The 25,898-nt window shown below is 36.6% G+C and carries 18 protein-coding genes and 3 pseudogenes; 1 reads left to right on the top strand and 20 read right to left on the bottom strand.

The features are described 5' to 3' along the window. Positions 1-12 precede the first annotated feature (12 nt). The 16 genes and pseudogenes from ASE01S_RS08520 to ASE01S_RS16350 form a co-directional block, all read right to left on the bottom strand. Positions 13-1,932, bottom strand: a complete 1,920-nt coding sequence (locus ASE01S_RS08520; protein ID WP_067841020.1) for a glycosyltransferase — start codon at positions 1,930-1,932, stop codon at positions 13-15. Beyond that, the gene (locus tag ASE01S_RS08525; RefSeq protein ID WP_067841022.1) at positions 1,907-4,447 is read right to left on the bottom strand and encodes a glycosyltransferase; all 2,541 of its coding nucleotides are present in this window, start codon (positions 4,445-4,447) and stop codon (positions 1,907-1,909) included. The genes ASE01S_RS08520 and ASE01S_RS08525 overlap by 26 nt, the downstream gene beginning before the upstream one ends. A gap of 30 nt (positions 4,448-4,477) precedes the next feature. Then, positions 4,478-5,992: an ABC transporter ATP-binding protein gene (locus tag ASE01S_RS08530; protein ID WP_245630345.1), complete on the bottom strand. Its 1,515-nt coding sequence runs from the start codon at positions 5,990-5,992 to the stop codon at positions 4,478-4,480. Between the two features lie 33 nt (positions 5,993-6,025). Next, positions 6,026-6,808: an ABC transporter permease gene (locus ASE01S_RS08535; protein ID WP_067841026.1), complete on the bottom strand. Its 783-nt coding sequence runs from the start codon at positions 6,806-6,808 to the stop codon at positions 6,026-6,028. A 54-nt stretch (positions 6,809-6,862) separates the two neighbouring features. Next, positions 6,863-7,639, bottom strand: a complete 777-nt coding sequence (locus ASE01S_RS08540; RefSeq protein WP_067841028.1) for a glycosyltransferase family 2 protein — start codon at positions 7,637-7,639, stop codon at positions 6,863-6,865. Positions 7,640-7,643: 4 nt separating this feature from the next. Further along, positions 7,644-8,777, bottom strand: coding sequence for a glycosyltransferase (locus tag ASE01S_RS08545; protein ID WP_067841031.1), 1,134 nt, complete (start codon positions 8,775-8,777; stop codon positions 7,644-7,646). A 472-nt stretch (positions 8,778-9,249) separates the two neighbouring features. Further along, the gene (locus tag ASE01S_RS08550; protein WP_067841033.1) at positions 9,250-9,486 is read right to left on the bottom strand and encodes a hypothetical protein; all 237 of its coding nucleotides are present in this window, start codon (positions 9,484-9,486) and stop codon (positions 9,250-9,252) included. A gap of 399 nt (positions 9,487-9,885) precedes the next feature. Then, positions 9,886-10,308 carry a 3-hydroxyacyl-ACP dehydratase FabZ gene (gene fabZ, locus ASE01S_RS08555; RefSeq protein ID WP_067841035.1) on the bottom strand — a complete coding sequence of 141 codons (423 nt, stop codon included), beginning with the start codon at positions 10,306-10,308 and terminating at the stop codon, positions 9,886-9,888. Between the two features lie 161 nt (positions 10,309-10,469). Next, positions 10,470-10,769, bottom strand: a complete 300-nt coding sequence (locus ASE01S_RS08560; RefSeq protein WP_067841037.1) for a DNA-directed RNA polymerase subunit beta — start codon at positions 10,767-10,769, stop codon at positions 10,470-10,472. Between the two features lie 14 nt (positions 10,770-10,783). Then, on the bottom strand, positions 10,784-11,617 hold the full coding sequence (locus ASE01S_RS08565) for a flagellar hook-basal body protein (RefSeq protein WP_067841039.1): 834 nt from the start codon (positions 11,615-11,617) through the stop codon (positions 10,784-10,786). 14 nt (positions 11,618-11,631) lie between these two features. Beyond that, positions 11,632-12,456 carry a flagellar hook-basal body protein gene (locus ASE01S_RS08570; RefSeq protein WP_067841041.1) on the bottom strand — a complete coding sequence of 275 codons (825 nt, stop codon included), beginning with the start codon at positions 12,454-12,456 and terminating at the stop codon, positions 11,632-11,634. A 140-nt stretch (positions 12,457-12,596) separates the two neighbouring features. Continuing rightward, positions 12,597-13,598, bottom strand: coding sequence for a rod shape-determining protein (locus tag ASE01S_RS08575; protein ID WP_067841043.1), 1,002 nt, complete (start codon positions 13,596-13,598; stop codon positions 12,597-12,599). Between the two features lie 230 nt (positions 13,599-13,828). After that, positions 13,829-14,089: a sporulation transcriptional regulator SpoIIID gene (gene spoIIID / locus ASE01S_RS08580; protein WP_067841046.1), complete on the bottom strand. Its 261-nt coding sequence runs from the start codon at positions 14,087-14,089 to the stop codon at positions 13,829-13,831. Between the two features lie 322 nt (positions 14,090-14,411). Next, positions 14,412-14,594 carry a UPF0236 family transposase-like protein gene (locus ASE01S_RS16340; RefSeq protein WP_373277943.1) on the bottom strand — a complete coding sequence of 61 codons (183 nt, stop codon included), beginning with the start codon at positions 14,592-14,594 and terminating at the stop codon, positions 14,412-14,414. Positions 14,595-14,694: 100 nt separating this feature from the next. Next, positions 14,695-15,153 (bottom strand): annotated as a pseudogene (locus ASE01S_RS16345) (UPF0236 family transposase-like protein); the annotation flags it as partial. A gap of 89 nt (positions 15,154-15,242) precedes the next feature. Next, the gene (locus ASE01S_RS16350) at positions 15,243-15,416 is read right to left on the bottom strand and encodes a hypothetical protein (protein WP_281176896.1); all 174 of its coding nucleotides are present in this window, start codon (positions 15,414-15,416) and stop codon (positions 15,243-15,245) included. A gap of 303 nt (positions 15,417-15,719) precedes the next feature. Between ASE01S_RS16350 and ASE01S_RS16180 the strand changes: the two are divergent. After that, a pseudogene (locus ASE01S_RS16180) lies at positions 15,720-16,186 on the top strand (ISL3 family transposase); the annotation flags it as partial. Between the two features lie 59 nt (positions 16,187-16,245). Here ASE01S_RS16180 and ASE01S_RS08590 read toward each other — a convergent pair. The 4 genes and pseudogenes from ASE01S_RS08590 to ASE01S_RS08600 all read right to left on the bottom strand — a co-directional run bounded on the left by ASE01S_RS08590 (position 16,246) and on the right by ASE01S_RS08600 (position 25,476). Next, positions 16,246-17,483, bottom strand: a pseudogene (locus ASE01S_RS08590) (IS256 family transposase). A 146-nt stretch (positions 17,484-17,629) separates the two neighbouring features. Then, complete coding sequence (gene proA / locus ASE01S_RS08595) at positions 17,630-23,440, bottom strand: anti-phage protein ProA (RefSeq protein WP_067841048.1); 5,811 nt, start codon at positions 23,438-23,440, stop codon at positions 17,630-17,632. A gap of 810 nt (positions 23,441-24,250) precedes the next feature. Further along, positions 24,251-24,415 (bottom strand): hypothetical protein, encoded by a 165-nt coding sequence (locus ASE01S_RS15795; RefSeq protein WP_157065178.1) that lies wholly within the window; start codon positions 24,413-24,415, stop codon positions 24,251-24,253. Between the two features lie 35 nt (positions 24,416-24,450). Continuing rightward, positions 24,451-25,476, bottom strand: a complete 1,026-nt coding sequence (locus ASE01S_RS08600) for an AimR family lysis-lysogeny pheromone receptor (protein ID WP_067841050.1) — start codon at positions 25,474-25,476, stop codon at positions 24,451-24,453. Positions 25,477-25,898 lie beyond the last annotated feature (422 nt).

Genomic DNA, 25,898 nt, shown 5'->3' on the forward strand with positions numbered 1-25,898 from the left:
TTTCATGACGAACTATAATAAATGAGCTTTAATTTGCGAAAGATAGAACTCTCTAGTATTATACCAGAGTTGATCTGAAATTTTTAGTCTTCTAAAATAATCTTTCCCTTGATGTATTAAGAAATCCTTTGATTCCTGATCAACTCCAAAACACTTGATATCATTGCCCATCATTCTAATGTTATTCAAAAGATAATGCTTAAGCAATTTTGAATCAGGATATTTCCATATATTAATATCAAAAACAAGCTTAGTTGCACGTGCTTTGATATTTAAAGTAAGTGGCTTCATATTCATGTCATGAGTTAATTGACTATTTTTCACAATAACCACATGTGCACAAATATAATCGCTAGAATTAATATATTCAACCTGGCTGTTCTCCAATAATTTTTCTAGCTCTCTAGATAATTTAATATTGACATCCATTGAATAGGAGAGAATGCCAGTTTTTAATCCCGCTTCTATATTCCATTTTATTTCATTAATAATTGCATTCGTATTCAGAGTCGGATCTGAAAAGTCAGCTATAATTAACACATCATAATAGCTGCGCTGGTTCTTCATTAGGTAGTTAACTGAGTCACTTGCTATATCAATATTCCGCTGAGTTAAACGATTGATCTGATCTGGGTAGATATTTATCGTAACTGGGCCACTTTCGATCGGTACGACAGAATCTGATCCATTTAGTGCTCTCAATTGATCAATAAATACTTGGTCTTCTTCAGAAGTCTTGTCCTTCCAGCAGCTATGTCTATCTTTTATTATTTCTCGACGGAACATGGTCGTAGATACATCATCGTAAACGAATAAGCCGTTTTCCGCCATTTTGAAATCCCCATTCGAATCTAAATTTATCGTTTGAGTGAAATTAGCTATCATTTTTGAATCATGCTGTAATTGACGTACTTGTATGCTTAACCGGTTTGGATGAATCCAGTGACCAGGCTTAATAACTGTAACAAATTCACCCTTTGCTTTCAATAAAGCTTGATTTTTTGCTTGAGCCTCTGTAGTTGTGGGCTGAACTGCAATCACATGTGTTCGGTCATCATCTATAAAATCTTGAATCAATGACCAATCTTGATCATTTTTCAAAATAAGTAATAATTCAAAATTATACCAGACTTGCCTTTGTATAGCTCCTAGGGTTTGCTTTAACTGTTCATTAATGGTTAAAGCTGGAATGATAATGGTCAGGCATTGCTTGTCCTTAACTATTTCATCCTCATCAAAGCTATTTATTGTCTTATTCACTCTATCGATTTTAATTGGTGTTAGATGATAATGTTTTAGAACATAGTTAATATAACTATCTTTGTCGCTAGCGTTAGAGTCTATGTTTGAAAGGGCCAATAAATAATTAGGATCAAACCCTTTCTTCAAGCTATCCAACAAAAGTTTTTGAGCCTGAATAGTTCGCTCAAGCTGATAATAGTTCAATGATTTTAAAAGTATATATTGTTGCCTAAACGCACTAAAGTATTGTTTACTCTTAATGCGGTTAAGCCAGATTAATGCGGCTTCTGCATGCTTTTCATTAGCATGTTGGGTATGAAATTTAGCCAGCTGCCAGGAAGCCAAATCACTGTAATATTGATATGGAGAAAACTTACTGATCTGAATTAAAGATTGGTAAATATCATTCTCTATCCCCAATTGGCATAAACGTTGCCCCTTCTGCTCTATTCCTAGGCTATGTTTGATCAGGTCAGCTCGTTTAATCTTGCTAAAATGATTACAAAAGCGCTTAAACTGAACTAAAAATTTAATCACTATTCGCCTCGGGACACTTAACCAGTGCTTCGTCCGTAACACATCTGTACATTTATTAAATAAGGCAATATTGATTCTATCTTGTTCAATTATTTCATTTTCCAGTGCACTTATACTTTTTAAAAGATTATTGGACATCTCTTGATTTATCATTTAGAAAAGGCTCCAATCGCAATCTATGTTTTGTATAACCAAAAGCTTGCTCAACATACTTTAGTGCTTTTTCTACTTGATTTCGATAAACATCAGGATTTGACATTAGTTCTTTTATTCTATCTTCAACTTGTTCAGGCTCAGCATATATAGCTGCATCACTGAATAGTTCTTTATAGCTTGGTGAAATAATAACTGGAACGCCAACAGCCATTGCCTCTAGAATGACACGTCCAAAAGCTTCTACCAATTCTGGATGGGTGTAATAAACAAAGACATCCAGTTTAGCTAAAAAGTCCTTTGGTGGAAGCTCTCCAAATTGATAGACCTCCCAATTATTAGGGATCTGCCCCAAAGTTTGTTCGGGGACATCCGCTCCTCCGAGTACAAGAATCTTATATTGATCATCAGCAGGATATATTCTAAGCAAATCCTCAGCACTATTAGGCCACTTCACATATTGTGATCTAGAATGTCTACCGATAATAATTTTATCATCTTCTCGATTATCATCTTTCTGATCTCGCTTCCATTCTTGAATATCTATAATATTAACCCAGTCCTCTGGGGAAAGATTAATATTCACTATTTCCTCTTGATGATACTGAATTAATGCATCACGAATTACTGGTCCAATTGGATGCCAAGTTGGTTTCTTTTTGAAATACTGGATAACACGTTGTTCGGTCTCTTTCAAATCATACAAAATTTGTCCATCACGGCTGTACTCACGCTTTGGTGTTTGATTAATGATAACCTTGACATGCTCAGCCTCAATGTTAGGAATATATTTCTGTTGATCTTTTAATATCGGTGGGTGACGTACGATTAACAGATCACAAGTTACTTGCTCCCCATAACACACAAATTGGACTTGTTCTCCATCGATCATCTTACGAATATTAGGGTTAATCTCCTTTACTTGATTAAGATCGTAGCGATACATTTGTACTAGTCCTGTTTTCAGCCCAAATTGCTTTTGTGCCTTTATTTCTTCTACGTTAGACATATTGGTGCCACCTAAGAGGCGAAACTCGCTAGCAATAATGACATCAAAATGTCTACGATTATTATGATCTTTTTCTTCTCTTACTGGCCACATCGGCTCTGGAATTGGGAATGGCCGTTTTGTTAATGGAAACGGCATATAAAGGGAATCTGCTTCATTATGAAAACAATTATATGCCTCAAAATACTCTTTCCGGACACCCATAAAATAACCTGGATAGCCAAATGCAGAGTTTGTTGTTAAAGAACCCTGTGACTGTCTAGGAAATGAGAGTAATGTGTCTAGTGTAACGATCGCGTCTTGTCCGAATACCTTTTTTATTCGTCTAATATATTCAGAATCACCACCGAACCTTACACTATCCCAAAATCCGACCTTATCCAGTACAGGCTGCAAACGGAACATAAATGAGGACATATTCGGAAAAACATACATTCCGAACTTACCTCTACGATTAAATGTAAGATCATCCATCATTCGTGCTTGTAATGAAATATTTCCAATTTTTTTGGGGTTTTCAAGTAAAAATCTAGCCTGCTTCTCAATTTTTTCTATATGAGACCAGTCGTCCGCATCATTAATTGTAATAAAGTCCCCTGTTGCTGCTTTGAGACCAACATTCCTTGCAACATAGGCACCACTGTTGTGTTCTGTTCTTAACACTTTGATTCGTTCATCTGTTTTTGCCACTTCACAAGCTACTTGATAGGTTTGGTCAGGACTACAGTCATCTACTACAATTATTTCCAAGTTCTGCCATGTTTGATGAAGTAAGCTCTCTAATGTTGTTTTGATTTCATGCTCAGCTTTAAAAGAAGGTACAATCACTGTTACCTTCGCTTCACGTATATTGTTTTTTTCCGCCGGACTTGATACTGTTAATCGGTCATACAAAGCATCGTTTTTATGATCATGTAGTTCAACTGGAAGCGTACTTTGTGTTTTCATAACAGCATTGATATATTCTAGTTTACGTGTGACATTTTTCTCTGCATTAGCTATGGCTAAGTAAATATCAATATGGGCGTCTTTTTCTAGGTATGCTAATAAAATTTCTTTGCTTTTGTCAAGTTCACCCAGTAGTTGATAGCACTCTGCTTTCATAATCGTAATTTTGCGAATTAAGTTCTTTTCGCTATTTTTAACCTCTAAGGTATCTAATATCTTTAATGCCTCTTCGGCACCTTTAGAATCATATTTGTTAGCATGCCAGAGAGCTAATTCAATACCTGCATATAGTCGTAAATAAAAGTCATTTTTGGTATTATATAGGGAGACTAACTCTGTGAGTGCCTTTTGCTCAAAGCCTAATTCATATAAGCGATACTTAACACGATTAACGCGCTCAAGTTTGTGTTTTCTTCCTCTCTTAACTAGACTCTTTGCAAGTTCCTTCTGGCGCTCATTAAGTAATCTTGCTAAGTAATTTAATTGTTTTTTTGTTAGTACTTTAAAGACTAACCAATCAATTATTTTCAATACTAATTTTTTGAAAGGTCTTAACATTTTCTCACCTAGCTTCCCTACTGAATAAACTCATTTATTAAACTTATCCTGCTGCACACTTGAGTTACTGCGATATGCCTCTACTACTTCGGCTGATGGCCCATCCTTTTTTAAACGACCATTCTCAAGCCATATCGCTCTCGTACATACTTTTTCAACAAATGACATGCTATGTGAAACAATTATAACGGCCTTAGCCTCTTCCATCATATCTTGAATCTTCTCACTAGCTTTCTGTTGAAACGATACATCTCCAGTTGAAAGAGCTTCATCAATAATAAAAATATCTGGCTGTAACGTTGCCGCGATACTAAAACCTAGTCTTGCCCTCATACCACTAGAGTAGCGTTTAATTGATTGATCCAACACATTTTCTAATTCTGCAAATTCAGCAATCTTGAGGATATTTTGCTGTACAACGTCTTTAGGTATGCCTAAAAGCATGCCGTTAAGAAGAATGTTATCTCTGCCTGAAAGGTGCGCATTAAAACCAGTGCCATAATTGAGTAGGGCAGTGGTTTTCCCACGAATGGCTAACTCACCCTCATCTGGTTTTAAAATTTTTGTCAAAACTTTACATAAGGTACTTTTTCCGGCACCATTATGACCAATAATCCCAATCACTTCACCTTCATTAATCTTAAAAGAGATATCCTTTAGCGCCCAGTGATCTTTTCTCCCAAAGCGAAAATTTATACTTACATTTTGGGCATCTATAATTACTCGGTCTTTTTTCTGTGAATCAATATTCTTTAATTTAAGTTTCCTTCTAGGTTTACGTTCACCCTTCGGTATCGTGGCTTCATAATGCTCTAAAACCGTTTCCGGATCACCAATCTCTCTAATTTCTCCTTTTTCAAGCCAAATTAGACGATCACAACTTTTTTTGGCAAATTTATGACTGTGTGTGACGATTATAACAAGTTTTGCTTTACCTACTAATTCCTTAATTCTCGTTGAAGCTTTCTTGGCAAAGGCACGATCACCTGTATTTAAAGATTCATCTAGAATTAGAATTTCTGGGTCTAAGTGTGATGCCACACTAAATCCTAATCTCGCCCTCATCCCACTTGAATATTTTTTCATGGGCTGTTCGAAAAACTCACCTAAGCCCGAAAATTGATGAATCTCATCAACCATTTTGAGAATCTTATCTTTTTCCATCCCCATCATAAGACCATTGAGCAAAACATTCTCTCTTCCTGATAAAGATCGATTAAAGCCCATCCCTAATGAGAAAAGCGCCGAAACCTTACCATTAATTTCAAGTTCGCCTTCGTCTGGTTTCATAATACCTGACAGCAGTTTACATAGGGTTGTTTTACCGGATCCATTTGATCCAACAATACCTAATACTTCACCGTTATACGCAGTAAAATTAATATTCCGAATTGGCCAGAATGTTTTATTATTTATTTTCTTCTCTTTTTTGCCTTTTTTAAAAATATTGATCGCATGCGATTTATAATCGTCATTTTGGACATTGTTACTAAAGGCTATACCTAAGTTCTTTGCCTGAATAACAATTTCTCTATCTTGTGCCATTAAATTCAACTCCATTTAATCCATCAAACCCTATTAAAGTGCTTTGATGATTTTGTGTTCATTCTTACTGTAAAGTCTTAGTAAGAAAAATATTGCAATAATCGATAATATGGCCACCGCTATTAAACTAATCCAAATCGGACTTTGATGATACATCAGAATATTTCGATAAGATTTTAATATAACAGCAAAAGGATTGAAATTCTCAATCCACTCCAATTCTTCTGGGATTGGAAAACGATTTTTATCCCAAATAATTGGCGAAGAATAAAATATAATACGAACAAAGTGTTTAATGATATTACCAATATCACGAATAAACACAGAGATGTAAGCTAACCACATACTCAGTGCTAACAAAAATATCATCTGTATAATTATAATAATAGGCAGCAGAATGATTCGCCAAGTTGGTACAACTCCAAACGCTATTAAGAAAATAAACACCACAACTAAACCAAAAATAAAGTTGAACATTTGTGTCATCGTTAGGGCTATCGGGAATAAAGATTTAGGTAAATAAACCTGCTTTATAATAGCAGAATAGTTCAATATTCCTCTAGAAGCACCATTAATCGTCGAACTCATCCAACGCCAAACAACTAAACCAATTACTAGAAATATAGGATAATCCGGGCCACCTCGTCCCATAACCACAACTACAAGAAAGTAGTAAACTAATACATTTAGAAGAGGATCTAAGAGCCACCAAAAATAACCCAGATAGCTATCACGATTATTAGCCTTTAACCCAGACATTACAAGATAAATTAATAAATCCTTTCGCTTTATCATCTCATCTATATAATTTTTCATTTATATTCACTCCACACTTTTAGGTTTTCTACTAAATCTTATCACATTACAATACTAAATCATTGTAACGTATTTTTTCACTTTTTTAACTAGATAAAAAGAAAAATACCAAAGTGTTTTGAATAAGCTTAATTTCTCCACTTGGCGGTATATTTTCCAGTTTAACTTAGCCATTTTTAATTTATTACTTGATAGAGAATTCTTCCGAATATAATAATCAGCTAAAGGCTCTTCAAGTCCATATGCATTATATCCTTTTCTTGTCAGCTCTAACCACAAGGCATAATCTTGCCTTGCTCTTATGTCGACCATCTGTAAAGGACCGGTTTTTTCCACATTGACCATAACTGTTAGACAACCAATTACATTACTTTTCAAAAGGTCATGATATGTTACAACTGAGGGAGCGTTCACTTTTTGGATGCGCTTGTCCCCTGTCTTATATGTTGAAATTTGATTATAGGAAGTAAAGGAAAAAGCAAGACTATTCGATTGCATAAATGAAAGCTGCTTCTCCAATTTTTCGGGTTTCCATCGATCATCACTATCTAAAAAAGCCACAAACTGCCCAATTGCTTTTTCTAAGCCACTATTCCTTGCGTGAGCAGCTCCTTTATTCCTGTGATGTTTAATCAATTTAACGCGCTTGTCCTTGTTCATATATTTTTCGACAATAGTAACTGTATCATCGGTCGATGCATCATCAATAATAATCATTTCCCAATTCTCATAGGTCTGATTAAGCACAGAGTTAATCGTATTCTCAATAGTAGCTTCAGCATTAAAGGAAGGTGTTATAACTGAAACCATGCTTTTTTGTCGACTCTTCATTTTATCACACCTTATTTGCCATCTCTTTGTACCAGTTTAAAAGTTTTTTTTCTTCAACATTCCAATTCAGTTGATCAGCTATTGCTTTTTGTCCATTTACTGCCATCTCAATCCGCTTATCTGGATGTTCCTTTAAATATTTAATCGCTTTTTTTATTTGTGCTGAATCAAGTGGATCAACAAGTAAACCACATTGATAGGTATTGATAAAATGCTTCCAGCTTGAAAAATTTGATGCAATAATTGGAATTCCAGCCATCATATATTCAAAGAATTTAGTTAGTTCTTTTCGCTTATAATGTTCTGTTGGAGGAAATAGTGCTAGCCCAGCTAACCAAGATCGACTAATGTAAAAGTTATCGATCTCATTTCGGGTAATAAATTCATCTACTCCTCTTATTATTAATCTGTCACGATTTAAATCAGCTATATTATTCATATCATCAGCTAATGTTTTGGGACAATACCCTACCATATAAAGTGAGACATCGTGATCTAAGTTTGGAATTAGCGCATGAATTTTAGCACCGCGAACTTCTGAAACATTCCCAGTATAAATTAATTCATTTTCTACTTTGTCATAATATTTCTTAGAATTTATTAGTTCATTCTTTAAAAGTGGATAATTAAGAATACACTTCCCATCTGGGTAAAGTTCTTGATAGTATTTTTCAGCTAAACAGAGATGCATTTTTTTTATCCAAAGTTGTTCAAACTTCTTGAAGCACTTTGCAAGGAATTTTCTGATTGGCTTCCAAAGATATTTTTTTTGTAATATTCCGGTATAATAATCTTCATGAATATCATAAATAACATGATTATTTGCTTTATTCAATAACCATCCAACTAGGATTAGCTCTGGATCATGAAAGTGATAATAGTCCGCCCCCAGTTCCTTTGCTTTTTTATAAGCTTCAATAGTTGAAAATAGCATTCTTAACACTCTATTTTTTCGATGTTTAATTGGAACGATTGTAATATTATCAGATGAACCATCTGCTAGACGTCCTCGGTTTGGGGCGACTAAGTATACTTCATAACCAGCTCTTGCAAGAGAATTACATTCTTTATAGTAAATACGTGTATCTAATGGATGATGAACCGTAGTAAGATGTACTACTTTACCTGTTACCGACATTAAGGTTCTCCTTTCATCACATAAAAGGTGTTGAGTCACAGTGAAAGGGATTTGTGCTAAAACACAAACCCCAATAGCCGATGATATCTCATTATCTCATACTAGTAAGAAAATATTAAAAAATTTGTCGCTTAGCTTTTAAATATATTATGTAAGATATAATTTATCAGATCAATCACTTACGCACAATAATAACAGTATAACATAATATAGCCTCGATATTGTGTAATAATATAGATAAAAATGTTGGATTTTCATTACATTTTTGTTTCAAATACCATTAATGATCAAATACGACTTGATATATTTGCGCCCAGATCCGCTGGAAGCTGTGACTTGGCAGCTCCCCCACTGAATGGAAGAAATTTAGGCATTCATACTTATAGCAATAGGAGACTTTTGTGAAGTTAAAAGCTAAAAAAACATTCTCGTGTAAACAAAAGCTATTGTCTACACGAGAAAAAAACATGGTTTATTCAGCTCTATTTTCTTCTTGGATATCTTCATCTGGTCGGTCTTCTTCATTTAACTGTTCATCCAGACGGTCATCTTCTAAATTTTCTTCCATGTCTTGTTCTATTTGATTGGCATCATCCTGAATATCTTCTTGGATATCGGTATCGTTTGGAGTCGGCTCTTCATTGTTATTCTGAGCGCAACCAAATAGCATCCCTACTACCATTAAAGATAGGATCATTTTTGCTAGCATAAGCTCACCTCTTTTCATACAATTTCTTCATTAGCTTACCCTTTTTTACAAAAAAAAATCTCAAAATTCAGCGCATTTATGAATAAATTAATGCTCGTTCAAACACGCACCCTTTCAGTTTTTTAAAACAATTATTAAATCCACATTTTATTTAGTCTACAAAAAAACATGGATTCACAAAACTGAATCCATGTCTGATACTCTGTTTTTATCTAATGCCGCTTGGCGTATTTGTGCCCAGATTTTATCGAGCTTCACTCGATAAATTTCCGCTGAAAATCTGCTGCATCCGCCGGAGGCTTTAACTTGATTCAGCAGAGGTTTGTCCCCCACTGAATGAAAGGCATTAATTTCACCACTATAGAAGGGGGAGATTTCTGCTAAATAAAGCTAATTTTTTTATTGAATGGCAAACATAATCTCTGCTTCACATGCCAGCTCACCATCAACAGAGGCGATCGCTTTTCCTTTACCGATCGGTCCTTTTAAACGTGTTATTTCAACCTCTAACCTGAGTTGGTCGCCCGGTTTTACTTGGCGTTTAAAGCGACATTTATCTATACCTGCTAAAAACCCGATTTTCCCTTTGTTCTCCTCTTTCTTAAGCATAGCGACTGCTCCTGTTTGGGCTAATGCTTCTACGATTAAAACACCAGGCATCACAGGATAATCCGGAAAATGGCCTTGAAAGAATGGCTCATTAATTGTTACATTTTTCTTGCCCACCACTCGTTTCCCTTCTTCAATTTCAATAATTTCATCCACCAATAAAAATGGATAACGGTGGGGAATAGTTGCTTTAATTTGCTCGATATCTAACACCTAGCTCATCTCCTTTTACAATTAAATGATAAAAATCACTTTTAATTGATCGTCCACCACTCTTTTAAAGCGATATACTCTCAATGCTAACTAATCATTATCCGGCAGTGCAATTTTAAAAGCAGATTACCGCCAAAGCGATTAATCTGCTGTAATCCTCTTTATTCAACGCCATTGATAATATCTAATACATGTTGCCAAAACTCAAATTTTAGCACATCCGTTGGATTACCATCACCAAGGACACTAAAGCCAATGATCATGCCAATGATTAAAGCGAGAAAAGCCAATAAAAAAACAACAATAATCCGTAACCAAATTGGGAAGATACGGCGCACATAGCGTTTCTCTTTCGCTTGCTTTCTCTCTCGTTTAAAAATGTGACGTGATTTTTTTTCTTCTACTACTGGCTTAGTTTGCTTTTGTGGATTTGTTGGCGTTTCTTGTTCAGTTTGTTGCATAGCTTAGAAACTCCTTAGCGTAATTGATTGACAAGCCCTCTCATTTGATCATGAAGTGAGATTGTCCGAGCATTAAATTGATAAGCACGCTGAGTCTGAATTAAATCTGTCATTTGAATAGCCATATTAACGTTAGATTGCTCTAGTGCACCACTTTGAACACGATTTTCAAAAGGTAAAACATCTGCAATGATTTCATCAGCTTGGTAGGCAACATCTGTTAAATCAGGTAAACGAAATAAGTTTGTCCCTGCTTGTTCAAGAAATTGTGGCCTTACCGCTTCTACCAATGCTAATTGTCCTTCGACAACCTCTGCACCATTTCGACGAACAACGATCTGTCCAGCTTGATTAATGTTGACATCTTCGATATCGTTATCAATAATAATTGGCGCACCATCCTGTCCTAAGATAGGGTGCCCATTACGAGTTGAAAGCATTAATTGACCATCACCATAAGTTTGCAGATAAAGTGCTCCGTCACGTGTATAACGTGTTTCTGTTACGCCATTTTCTGTTACTTGCACCTGTAATAAGTGATTGTCTTCTAACAATGCTAGATCAAGCCCTCTATTTGTTGTATTTATTGTTCCAGCAGCTAAGTTAATATTAGTATGTCCTAATCGGGCACCAGATCCTAAACGAATGCCATGTGGTGTTATTCGACCAGTGGCATTTGCTTCGACATCGCTAAAGTTATCAATATTTTGATAGAGTAATGAAGTAAAATTAGCTGACCTGGTCTTGTAACCATCCGTACTCGAATTTGCTACGTTGTGCCCAATTACATCGAGTTTATTCTGTAACTGACGCATCGTAACAGCTGCTTGCATATTCATTCTACTCATTATCTAACAGCTCCTTAAGTTAATCGTCCGATTTGATTAACAGCTATATCCATACTTTGATCGTATGCTTGTAAGACTTTTTGATTTGTTTCAAATAAACGATATGCTTGCATCATTTCTGTCATGGTTTGAACTTGATCTACATTTGAGTGTTCTAAAAAGTGTTGTTCAACAGAAAATGATAACCCAGCAACATTACGCGCGTCTGCAGGCTCATCTACTTCCTCACCTGGTACAAATAAATCTTCGTCATCTTTAATCAGCTGATTGACATCAGCTGCATAGGCAATGTTAAGAGGAATTTGTGCTCCTGCCACTTCAACCTGCCCTTCACTAGTAACTGTGAAATCCTGACCATCTGTAAAGATAGGTTCTCCTGCTTGATTTAACACATAATAGCCTTGATTTGTAGTTAAAAAGCCTTCTCCATCAACAGTAAAGTTACCATTTCGCGTATAACGTAATTCTCCATTTGCATTCTGAACAGTAAAAAATATGCTGCCTGTCTCATCTGGAATAATCCCGTTAATTAACGCCATATCTGCAGGCATTCCGGTTTCTAATAGGCCACCTTGCTGGTGATCTACAATGGTCTCTTGGACGTAAACACCACTATTGATTGAACCGATCGATTGGTCAATTGGCAAAGTAAAGTTACGAACGGTGGGTAGTGTTTCAGAATCGATTCGTTTTATTAAAAGCTCTGGAAACGAGCGAATGGATGCTTGATCCTGCTTAAATCCTGGTGTTTGAGCGTTCGCAATATTATTTGATAACGTATCCTGACGACGTTGCTGTGTCGTCATCCCACTTGCAGCGGTATAATATCCTCTTAACACATAGCCTCTTCCTCTCTAGTATAACTAAACATTCCGACAAAAGTTACCTTTATTTTAGCATAGGTAACAGCTAAATTCTGCAAAATTCGCCGAGAATGTTTGATAAAACATTAAAAAGAGGGCTTTTTTCCTATTACCGATTAGACCATTTTACGCTTTTCTATCTTGTCTATACTCTCAAGTATAATACCAGTTCCCTTAGCCACACAGTGCATTGGCTCCTCAGCTAAAAAGACTGGGACTTTAAGTTCATCAGAAAGAAGCTGGTCCATTCCATGTAAGAGAGCACCACCACCTGTTAAGATAACACCTCGATCAATGATATCAGCTGACAGCTCTGGTGGCGTTTTTTCTAACACATTTTTGGCAGCTTGAACAACTAAAGAAACCGATTCGCGTAGTGCTTTCTCAATTTCATCTGACCCTATTGTTATCGTGCGTGGCAAACCTGTAACCATATCACGGCCACGAATATCAATTGATTCCTGACGTGCGCCTGGAAAAACAGTTGCGACATGAATTTTAATATCTTCCGCCGTTCTCTCACCAATTAAAAGCTTATACTGCCGCTTGACATAATTTAGGATTTCCGCATCAAATTTATCCCCTGCCATTTTAATCGATTGAGCAGTTACGATATCTCCCATTGACAATACCGCCACATCAGTCGTTCCTCCACCAATGTCTACAACCATGTTGCCACTTGGTTGGAAAATATCCATCCCAGCGCCAATGGCCGCCACCTTTGGTTCTTCTTCCAAGTAGACCTTTTTGCCACCTGACTTTTCAGCTGCTTCTTTGATGGCTTTTTGTTCTACCTTCGTTATATTAGTCGGGCAACAAATTAACATACGTGGTTTAGAAAACATACCTTTTACATTAATTTTATTAATAAAATATTTAAGCATTGCTTCTGTTACGTCAAAATCAGCGATAACACCATCTTTAAGTGGACGAATGGCTTCTATATTTCCAGGTGTACGACCTACCATCCGACGTGCCGCTTCTCCTACCTCTAATACACGTCCTGTTGACCGGTCCATCGCAACAACAGATGGTTCATTTAGGACAACACCTTTTCCTTTAACATGGATTAAAACATTAGCGGTACCTAAGTCAATACCAATATCTCTCGAAAACATACGTTCGATCCTCCCTATTTAATAACTTCCGTAAGTATCCAATACCTCTAATAATATATAATAGCATAAATTAACTAACAGCGATATTCTATTTTGTGATTATATTGTATAAGAAAATACAATTAAGATTTAAATATTGTAAAATAATGAAGCCTATTTTCCTATCTGATTTAACTTAAAGAGATAACGAATTGGTACAGGAATACTATAGAGAGGATCTAACTTATCATTTAGTGGTCTGGTGTAGACTGCTGATATTTTCGTTTTGTGGCTGCTCCACCTCTTAAGTGGCGAATTGCTTTATGATGTTCTAAAATTTCCTTTACTTGTAATGCTAGATCGGGATTTAATTCTGGCAAGCGCTCGGTTAAATCCTTATGAACGGTACTTTTTGATACGCCAAACTCCTTCGCAATGGTACGAACCGTTTTTTTGGTGTCAATAATATACTGGCCAATCCTAATCGTTCTTTCTTTAATATAATCATGCACATCATTTGCCTCCTCTTGTTGTCTGGTCAAGGTGGGGGAAGGGTGAATAGCACGAATTGACTTAATTACTTCGGTGGCAAAGCCTCAGACCGTCTTTGTGTAGTTTGTATCATTTTATTAGTTAAAGCGCTTGATTATGCGTGATTTAGATGGATAATGGGGAGTTTTCATATGCGGAGGGAGCGACTGACTTAATTCTATCGTTAAAATAATGGTTCTACGTCAAAGTTAGGATTAAGCTTTGCAATTCTAATCAACATGCGATCCGATATCCTTATAGCGCCTTGCCAGGATAGGCACTGATATGAAGCGTTTACAACTTCTAAACTATGCCTTGTTCTTTCAGCCAGTCTCGGTAATCTCCTAGGGCTTCTGGATACTTTTCTAGTTGGTGTATCAGTTGGTCGAGTCGTTCTTCCTGCTCCTCTTTCTCTAGCGTGCCAACTGCACTATTTAGTTCGGTCATCAGTTTCTGGCTGTCATACGAGGCTAACGCCTTTTGGATTTAGCGGTAGCAGAAACAGACTTCGAATCTCTCTTGCCACATGGAAACGGTCAATCGAAAAGAACGCTCTTCCTTGAATATGTTCTCGACATGCATAGATCTATCCGACCCCATCCCCGTTTATCACCAATTTATGGACGGTGGGACCATACTCAAAGGTTTCTATCAAAAACCCCTCAAATGCTTGCCAAAACGGCTGTTTCCCACGATGAACAAAGTGCCGTTTCGTCTTGAGACTTACACGTTTTCCATTCACTTCCCAACCTTGATGAACGGCCGCTATTTTTTCTTCTTTTCCTCGTTTTCCTTTGCCTTGACGCTTCACATATAAACCGTCCACCTCGACAAATAAAACAGGGCCGTGAACAGGCGCTTTGCTTTGGGAATGGTGGAAATGTGAACGAGATGTTGCCTTATCGCTTCATGACTGATCACTCGGTAGCCCAAGAGCGTTTCAAGTGTATCGGCTGCCTTTCTTTCGGTAGGATGGGCCTGTTATCGCCAGTTCGATGGCTGCTTCTTCAAGAAGTGGACTAACATTCCCTGCCCCTTCAAATGCAAGGTAACGATCTAGGAGAGATACGTACGCCTCCTTTTCTCGATCTCGATAATAGTTTCTCTATTTTTCGACTTGTCCAAAGAGGATATCTATATGGGTTTTCCGTTTATCCAAAAGTCTGTTTCTGTTTTTTCCTGTGCGATTTGTTGATCCAGATCCTCTAACAACTTTTTCATGACGACTGAAAAAGTTTCCTGTAATTGTCTCCAAACGAAATGCTCAATTTGTTTTAAATTTGGGTATTTTGTGGTATTCTTCTGCATGAGGATTTTCTCCATTGTGTGTGATCTTGTTTTGTCGACTATGATTTTACCAAGGAGTCACCATCTTTATCATGTAATATGCTTACAAATCTACCGCGCTTTCTCTTGGTGCCCCGATGTTGTAGTGAACGATTTCCTAATCCTTCACTACAACATCGGGTTTAGTTTTTTGCCCACATTAATTTTACTCATACAATTAGAAGATCAAGTCTAAATGTTGTATCAGATTAAGTCATTAATAGTATACCTTTCTTAGAAAGCTCATATTTAGACCAATCTTGCGACACCTTTCCGCCCCTCAGCTTTCATGATTATGATCGGAAGAAGTGTAAACGTATGAAACATGTCTTTCATAAAGCGAAGGATCGATTAAAAGAAGATGAGCTTTGGCATTTAGAAAGTTATTTAAACCTGTCTACAGAGTTAAGAGAGGCCTACGAATTATAGGAAGCCTATCGAGAATGGTTTGATATAGCAAAATTAATCGGTAAAGAGCAAATAGTCCAAGTAAAAGAAGGTCTACAATCCTTTTACCAAAAGGTAATAAACTCAGGAATTCCTGAAATGATTAGTATCAAGACGTTTCAAAACTGGCAGGTAGAAATATTAAATAGTTTTGTATATGACTATTCTAACGGCTTCTTAGAGGGATTAATAATACCACGAAGGTTATGAAGAGAAATGCATATGGTTTTAGGAGTTTTAAACGTTTTAGGGCAAAGATCTTATTAGCAAGACAGTATAAAGAAGTTGGGTTACATGTTGGGTAAAGTGGCGAAATATAATCGCCACCCCAACATTTGAGGGCTTGTCAAGAAAAGTGTGTAAGTTATTTTAAATACTTCAACACACGTTCATTAAGATGGTCATGGATTAATACCTGGTTCATCACCATTGCCCATTGTTGAATATGGCCACTTTCCCACTTGTTTTCAAGTTCTTTCGATCGTAAATATAATACTTTTAGAAGAGCGTTCTCATTTGGGAATGCTCCTTTTTTAGTCACTTTTCTAAAGCTGGAATGTATGCTTTCTACCGCATTGGTAGTGTACATGACTTTGCGTAGGGCACTTCCATAATCAAATAGTTGTTCCACATGGGAGACGTTTTCGTTTCGATACATCAATAGCTCCTGGATAGGCAGACCATTGTTGTTGAAAGCTTTCGAATGCACTATGACAAGCCTTAAGACTTGGTGCACTATACACCTTTTTTAAGGCAGCCGTGAAAGGTTTATAGTCTTTACTTGGTACGTACTTAATTGAATTTCGAATGAGATGAACGATGCAGCGTTGCACGATTACTTGTGGGAAAATAGCACGAGCTCCATCTTCTAATCCACTTACTCCATCCATGGAAATAAAGAAAATATCTTCTACACCACGAGCTTTTATTTCATCAAAAATTTGCATCCATTTATGCTTACTTTCCATTTCATTTAACCATAGACCAAGAATGTCTTTCTTTCCTTCCATGGTATAGCCTAACATAGTATAAACAGCGTATTTCTTTGTCTCGTAGTCGTTACGTACGGTCGTATAAAGGCAATCTACGAACACAAAAGGATAACAGTTGCTTAAAGGGCGACTTTGCCACTCTTCTAAATCAGGAAGCACAGTATCTGTAATATCGGATATCATTTCATGAGACACGGAGAATCCATAGATATCTTCTATCGTAGATGAAATATCTCGCTGAGACATTCCTCTTGCATACATGGAGATGACTTTATCCTCGATGGCAGAAACATCTCTTTTACGCTTTGGAATAAGTTGGTTCAAATGAACCGTCACGATCACGAGGTACGGCAATATCCACTTCGCCAGCAGTCGTTTTGACTTTCTTTTTTCCGTACCCGTTCCGTCTATTGTTTGTTTCTTTTTCTCCCTTATCATTGGATTCATAGCCCAAATGATGATTCATTTCACCTTTTAACATCGATTCAAACATCGGTCCGAATATGTCCTTTAATGCATGTTGCATATCTTCTACAGATTTTGGTTGATACTGTTCAATAATCTTGTTAGCTAATTCTACGGAGTTAGGATCTCTTTTAGGTTTGCCCATTTAAAACACTCCTCTAGCTTTATATTTATTATTCTACCAAATAAAAAAACTGTGTGAGTAAGAAACCGTATGCATTTCTTACTTACACAGTTTTTATTACACTCCCACATTTGACGTAGAGCCATTTTAAAAGCTTTCCTGTAAACTTACACCTCTACATACTCCAAATTACCTGCTCTATCTTCTGTCATGAAGCCTTTTTTTACGTTTAAGTTAATAGCTTCCTGCACGTACATTTCTGTATTAGAGGTTGTACGATTATAACCAAGTTGTTTAGAAATTTCCCTGATTAAATCGGCTTTTGGTAAACGTAATGCCGTCTTCATAATGTTTAGGACACCATTAGCATATTCTATCTTACTAATATCTTGCAAATCTCTTCGGTACTGATCTTTCATACGAAAGTCGTTATAGGAGTTGGACTGCTCTTTGTCCGCCCACAGGAATGTGCCTTTCTCTTCTGTAGTTTGGAAGACCTTTAATCCTACCAATGCATCTTGGAGCACCATTTCCAGCTTGGCACCACTTCTAGAGAATCCCCAAGCGTTTAGAATAGTTTTGGTTAAACTCGAAAAGCTAACAGGCGCTTCTTTATTTATAATCTGTTTGATCTGTTCTTGAATGACAGGTTTACCTTCAAACGTGTAAAATAAATCGTTAGGTAATTCTACATCTTCTAACTGAGCGGGCTCAAAATAGCTAGTTTGCTTCGTTTCGACAGATATGGTAAGGTTACTGATTTTATCATGTATGGATGTTTGCTCTTTTTTTGAATCGACTTTTGTCACTTTGGTTGTGTCCCGCTTATCTTGTTCAATTTGTTGTAGTTGAGCTAGTAGTTCTTCCATTTGTTTCTCTTCATTGTGCCACCATTCAATGGACCATACTTTAATAATATGCCACCCCAATCTTTTCAACATAAGATCGCCCTGTTTGTTGCGGTCCCTGGTGGTTGTAAATTCTGCATAACGATGACCGTCTACTTGTATAGCAGCAAGATACTTTCCCTTATTATGACCGTCTAGTACTGCTAAATCTACTTTGAAATCACTGTTGCCTACGTTCGTCTCTACTTGATAACCATGTTGCTTTAGAGCTTCTTTTATTTTCGGAATAATGACGGTAGAGTTTACAAGTTTTCTGTTTGCCTCACTATTTACCTCTGTAGGAATTTTTCCTCTTTTGGCAAAAGTCATAAACGCCCTTAAGCTACGGACTCCATCAGCCTTAGTGCGGGATAGGTTGATTTTATCTGGTTCCATAGACGCATAAATAATCATTTCCCTTTTAGCGCGGGAGACTGCTACGTTAAGACGGCGCCAACCTCCTTCACGATTTAATGGACCGAAATTCATGGTCATATTTCCGGTGTGATCAGGTCCATAGCCAACTGTAAACAAAATAATGTCACGTTCATCGCCTTGAACATTTTCTAGGTTCTTAACAAAGACGGGTTCCTCCACCTCATCAGTAAAATATTTTTCTAGGGAGGAGTCTTGTCTAAGTCTCTCGTCGATCATGTCTTCGATCAATGTTTGTTGTGGCTGACTGAAGGTGACAACACCAATACTCTCATGCTGCTTTGTCGGGTTCCTTAGCCTTGTAAAGATTTCGTTGACGATAGCCTCAGCTTCCTGTATGTTCTGCTTCGTCTTGCCACGATCATAGATACCTTCAACATTATTAAATGTCACTCTAGAGTTAATATCATCGACAGATGGAAAAGTGACCAATTTATTGTCGTAGAAGTGATGGTTTGAAAAAGAGATTAAGCTTTCATGTTCACTTCGATAATGCCATCTCAGGTGTTTTTGCGGTAGTTGTACTGCCAGAGTATCATCAAGTACACTCTCCATATCCTGTAAATCAAAGTTTTCTTCTTCCTGTTTTGCCCCAAAGAAGTTTGTCGGTGGTAACTGCTTAGGATCGCCTACCACGATGACATTTTTACCTCTCCCCATTGCACCAATTGCTTCGCTAGTAGGTAACTGAGAGGCTTCATCGAAAATAACTAAATCAAATTTAGGAAAAGACGGGTCTAAGTATTGTGCAACAGATAACGGACTCATTAGCATACAAGGTTTAATTTTCGGTAAAAGATTTTTAATCCTTTGAAATAATTGGCGAATTGCTATGCCGCGTCCTTTGCTCTTGATGGCTTTAGCCAAGATGCCAGGTTCAGAGTTTGCAATGGTATTATGCAATAAGTCCGGTACACGGCTCATTAACTTAACATAGACTTCGAGTTTGGTTAACTCACTAAGTTCATCGTCAAAGGCATTAAATTTGTCGAGTTTATTCTCAAAGCTTGCTTTCGAAAACTGTGATAACTCTGCTCTTGCTGAGATTTCTCCGTCAATTCTTAAACGGTAGAATCCATATAAATAAGTAGAAAGAAGTTCATCATGATGGAGACTGCCGGCAAGATATGCTGTCGTTATATTATCAAGTTTCAATTCTTCTGCTTCTTTTATCACGCTGGCAAGCTTACAGTTATCTTTCAGTTCTGGCAATGCTTCCATTAAACGGACAGCTTTATTCTTACTATTAATAGCCCAATTTTCCATATCAGGTTCATGAAGATTTTCAGCAAGCAACTCTTGCTCGATTTTATCCCAGCTTACCATTATGGCTTTATAACCGTTGGTAAAGTTGTCCATTTGTAACTTTATCTGTTGATTAAAGAAGCTCTGTTTATTGGTTTGTAGCAAATTTGCAATAACCGGAAGTGATTCGTGTGATGATTTCAGCAGTGTACGGATTAAAGTACGTACATCTGTCATCCATTCCACAGCTTTTTCTATCCCACGCCAATTTCCATCTACATGCTGCCAAAGATTAGGGAAGTACTGCTTCATCATATCTTCATTCTGTTTTAAGAATTCTTTCCTGTGCTTAATCTCTCGAATTGAATTAATAATTGTTTCGATCTCATCCGTTTCGATCTTATCATTGGTCTTTAGGAATTTCTTAAATTCCTTCTTGATTTTCCCTTTTTCTAGCATTTTTTTAAGGAACCAGCTGTTCTCAGCTAATCGGAAACTCTGCAACAATGCCTCTGAATCAAGCTTTAAAATCGAGTGGTCGAACCGTTCTGCTATCTTATCTGACGCATCATTAAGTTCACGTCCTACAGTAGTAACTTCTATGATTTCTTTCTTCAATTTGTCAAAGTTCTCATTGCCCAAAATCTCTATTTCTGCATCTGGTATGTCCTTAAGTAAAGGAATGATCTTATAAATAAATAAGTACCAGCTATGGTCTTTGCGTTCATGTGTTAATTCCATCTCAGTCAAGCTTATGTCTAATTGGATAAGCTTTTCTGTATCAACTTCTATTAATGATAATTCTTGCTTGAGGGTATCCTGTAGAGCAAGCGAGTAGTTGGTTTGCCTTATTCTCAACCACGGATTTTCTGTCACATTGCCACAAGTCTCAGCAATAATTTCTAAGTCTTCTATGGTTTGCTTCGTATGGCGGAGTTTTACTTCATTCATTTCCATCACATAATCTCGATCAAATGCAATCATCTCTTTAGGAGCAGATAGATTTGAATATGTTTCAATCATTTCAAAAATACTTTGGCCAAGCGAAGTATTTTGATGAAGATCGTGTACATACCTATTTAACTCTTTTTTTAGTACTTTTACTTCTTCAAACTTCTCATACCAATTTGTTCCTTTCACATTCCTTTGGGCTTCAAAAGAACGTTCCAGCTGTATTAATATATCTTTTTTCTGCCCCTTGTTTGAGTAAACTTCTAGACAGAAATCTGCTAGGCCAATAGACTCCAATCGATTTTGCACCACATTTAAGGCAGCCATTTTTTCTGCAACGAATAGCACTGTTTTTCCTGTTGCGAGTGCGTGAGAAATCATGTTTGTAATTGTTTGTGACTTACCTGAGCCTGGAGGTCCATGCAAGACAAAACTATTATCCTCTGCCGTTGCTAGGATGGCTTCAGTCTGTGAGCTGTCTGAACTTAATGGTGCAAATATCTTCGCTTCCTCATCCTCTTTTGTTGTCAAGGAACCGGAGAAAGATTCATTCCGCTTTCCAAGGTAGTTTCCTTCCACCAAGCTTTTAACTACTTTGTTTTCTTTGAGCTGATCGGAATGGTTGACAAGGTCATTCCACATAACGAATTTGGAAAAAGAAAAAACACCGATGCTTGCATTTTCGTAAACATCCCAGCTTTTCATTTGCATAATAATTCGCCGCATAGTTGTCAGTACTTTTCTGACATCAGCACCATGTTCATCTTGAGGTATGTTGTATAGCCTTGATGCATCGATACCAAAGGTCTGCTTTAGATACTCAATTAAGGAGATATTAATTAGGATTTCTTCGTCTCGTGCTCTTATGTAATAGCCTTTTTTTGCAGATAGCCGGACAAGATCTATCGGCAGGAGCAAAATGGGCGCAAACCGTTCTTTGGAATAGGATTTAGGGTCATACCATTTTAAGAACCCTAGTGCAATAAATAAGGAGTTGGCTCCAGTCTCCTCAAGCGTATTTTTGGATTTCCTGTATAGCTTAATGAGCTCTTTTTCTAATTTGACGTCAGGCAATACAGCTCTTAGTCTATTGTTTTTCATATCATCTGCTAAAATTTTGCTGTTCAATAGTTCTTTTTGGTCTTTAAAATCTCTGACCTTATGCCGCCATTCGTTTGGTAAAGGTTCGATAAATACTTTTTTTCCCATGGAAAGGATATCCTCAACCTCATCAAGTCCCGATGTAACTACTGGAACACCCTGGGTATGAATGCGATAATTCAGCAAATTATTACGTAAACTCATATCAATTAATTTATTTTGCCAATAAGTAATCTTATCTTCATTGCTTTGGTCTGGCGACTGCTCCTCTTCCGGAATGATATCAACTTTCTCGAAGCTAAAGTGATTATTTATTCTGACAGGCTCAGCAGGTTGAACTGCGATTTGGATATTAGACCCGACATTATTTTTTAGAGAGAGTGGTTTTATTTGACCGATTCTGCTTCTATGGATGTCCACAAAAAAGTCGAAGTAACCTGGCTTGTTCAGGGTACTTTCTGCAGATTGAACAGCACTATGGAATGTAGACTTTTCATTAGTTAATAATGTTGATTCTACAGCGATAATATCATGTATTCCGCTTGCCATACTTTTTGTTAGCAAACTCTTGTCATCCTGAAAACTATCTGGGGAGCTATATTCCTTTAACCAGAAAGCAGGATAGGCGTGGCCACGGAAAAAAACGATAAGTGGATGAATACCTATCGACTCTGCACATGCCGCATATAACAGTGTTAAGTCCAAGCAGGTACCTAACTTATGTTCCTTTATTATGTCAGGGAAACGAATTTTCTGTCCCTGGGTCTCAAAGCTGGCAGGGGGATTGGCATAGGAAATTTCCTGAGATTGAATGGCAGAATAAATAGCAGAAAGCTGTGCAATAACACGGTTAGGGTCCCCACTTTGATAGCCATCCATAGCATTTGTGTCGCTTTTCTCTTGCATGATCTTGGAAGCTTGTTTAATAATGTCCATCACAAAGGGTCGATTAGGCGTAACGAAGCTTGAGATAATCTCAGGGATTACGTTAGCGCCTGGCCATGAATCAAAGGAGAGAATATCCACTGGAAGCTTTTTTTGATATGCTTCCTTGTCCCCGATTCTAATTTTTAAACTGAAATGTCCTGTGATACTTTCATCTAGGTTTATAAGATAATCCGCTGATAATGGAATGTCAGGATGGATTTCTATAGTTTCTTCGGGATTTAATACTTCAATGTGTATGGTTTCGGGTTCAAAGAACGAAGGGTTAGAGGATAACTCTATTTTAATATCATGGTGCTTCTCCTCACTTATGTTTTCAATGGATAAGCGCTTCATAAACGGTACATGGTTTTGTTGCAGGGCGAAGCTAATCTTTTCATCATATTCATAATTACAGGCTATTAATCTCTCCACAATTTTACCTCCTATTATTCTACTCATATCATATCAGGTCATTACTGTTATTATAACAATTATTCTTTTATTTTGTTCCTTAAAAGGTAGAATATTGTAAATAATATTATTATATTGTTGACACCTGGGACAAGGGACGGTTCTCTGTCACTACCCGAAAATTATCGATTTAAATAATATGGAGATTGCATAGGCTGAGGAGAGACAGACACTAATTAATCTCTTGGGCAGAAACATTGTAATTTGATTTTAAAATTTTTCAAAGAAGGATGTTGAACATGGGGTTAATAGAAGTAAATCAATTTTATCAGTGACTCCTTTATCTCAGTTGATTCTGAGTCGCTACGTTTTTAAACGGGCGCTCTGTGCTTTTGTCCAATTCATTACTCGTATTGATCGTTTCGTTGATCAATGACCATATTTACTGTACCAGTTACCTAATGTAACATCATCTTTTCTCAAATAGTTGATAACAGAATCTTTGTAGTAATAATTATTATTTGTTAAGGGTATCACTTTATAATCATAAATATCATTCAAAAGCCTTTCTAAGTATACCTTTTCGAGGTGTTTTATTCTATTTTATCGCAGTTTAACTGGCTGTAAGACTCCCACTACAAGAAATAAGGGAACACGTCATGTCTAAGTGGGAGATCCAACTTACACTGAGATAAAATAACTAATTTAAAAAGGAGCAACCTATCATAGAAAAAAGAGCTGTCATCAAATGCATACCATGCATTTTGCGACAGCTCATTGCCTAATTAATATCTACTAGCTTATCCAAGCTCCTAATGTTTCTCTCTGACATTACATCGAATCACCATGACCTGGATCCCAGAATAGGTTAACATGTCCCGTATCCTGCTGCACTGTTTCAGTTTCACTGTCTGGTGCATGATTATCCGCTTGTCCAATAGTTAGGCCTATAGAAATAAAGAAAGTTAGAAGCAATGACATAATAGCCCGTTTCATGTTTTATCACCTCCTTTTTGTAATAGTTAATCTGGCTATAAATTTTTCAAGGCAACAAGAGGAAGACGAGCAAAAAAATGATCACTTCGTTTCTCAATAAAATCATTATAAGCCTGAAGTAAAATACGCCGATCCTGATAAGCTCGTCCCAAATAATATTTGGTAAATGGGGTTTCAGGAACTTCTGAAAGTAATGATTGAGCACATTTAAACTCACCACGTGCAATGGCTAAATGAGCTTGTTCACTTTTATCCGGTGTAGTTATGTCCCCAGGCTGATTAAAATGAGCATATATAAAGGGTTTATTTTGATTCTCAATAAGTCGAATAAGTCGTGTAATGTTTTCCTCAGTAGCAATTTTATAAGCTTCTTCTAAGTGATAAACAGACGACTCAAAATCATCAAAGATGTATGATAAGCTAAAATTAACATGTAAGTTTGCTAACTGAACACGATTATTTATTTCAGATAGTGCACTAAAGCCATGCTTCCTAGCTAATAGCATTTCATTTCTTTTCCAATAATAAAAAAATAATATCCTATCTAATCTTTGTCCAAATAATTGTACTAATAATGGATGTTGAACAGCTTGAACCTCTACTTTTAAATGATCTAACTTATTAGCCACTATCTCATATTCAAAAATATCGAAATAAATCGATAGAATAAATAGTTCCCGCAAACACTTTAAGGGTAAATCAATCGCTTTTATGAGCTGTGTTTGCTTCAAAATATAATCAATTGGATAAATACGATGCTGTTTAGCAAGAATTAATTTAAAGAGATTTGCCCAGTTCTGGTTTAACTCATTATGCTTGTGTATATCAATATTTTTTTTGATTAATTCATTTAACTCTTGATAATAGCCATGCATAAATAAAAATTCTAACCCAATACACATTGAGTAGGGATTTTTTGTTATCATAAAATAGTCTCTTAATATTTGGGATTGTTTGCTTTTGGGTACGTTCTCAATCAACCAAGCATAAAATTCTTCTGCGTTTAAATCTTTATGTTCAAATGCCTCAGCTTGAACCTGTAAATTTTCAAATTTCGACACTGGTCTCCCCTCCCCCAAAACAATCTATATCCCTAATCTATCTATATTGTCACATATTCTCATAATTTTACAAGTGCTTTATTTACCTTTTCTTTCGACAAATATTTTACTATATCGACACTTTACACTTTCTTATCATATTGTTTCAATATTTAAACAACGTGGTGAGAGAAGCAGAACAGGTAGATTGAGGCATCGTTTTTACTAAGGTAAGTCGTGGAATAAGTCAACAATGAGATTTGATCCTTAACCCGAAATGAAATTCGATCAATTTCCTAATACTAATCGATTAAATACTTAATTTCGTCAGGTCGAGTGCCATTAATATACGCGGGAAAAATCATAAATATGTGTACTGCAAAATACAAAAATCAATGTATTTGTCACTACGAACCATGATTATCATTTTTCATATAAAGTGA

The organism is Amphibacillus sediminis NBRC 103570 (genome assembly GCF_001552275.1).
GTDB classification, from domain to species: Bacteria; Bacillota; Bacilli; order Bacillales; family Amphibacillaceae; genus Amphibacillus_B; species Amphibacillus_B sediminis.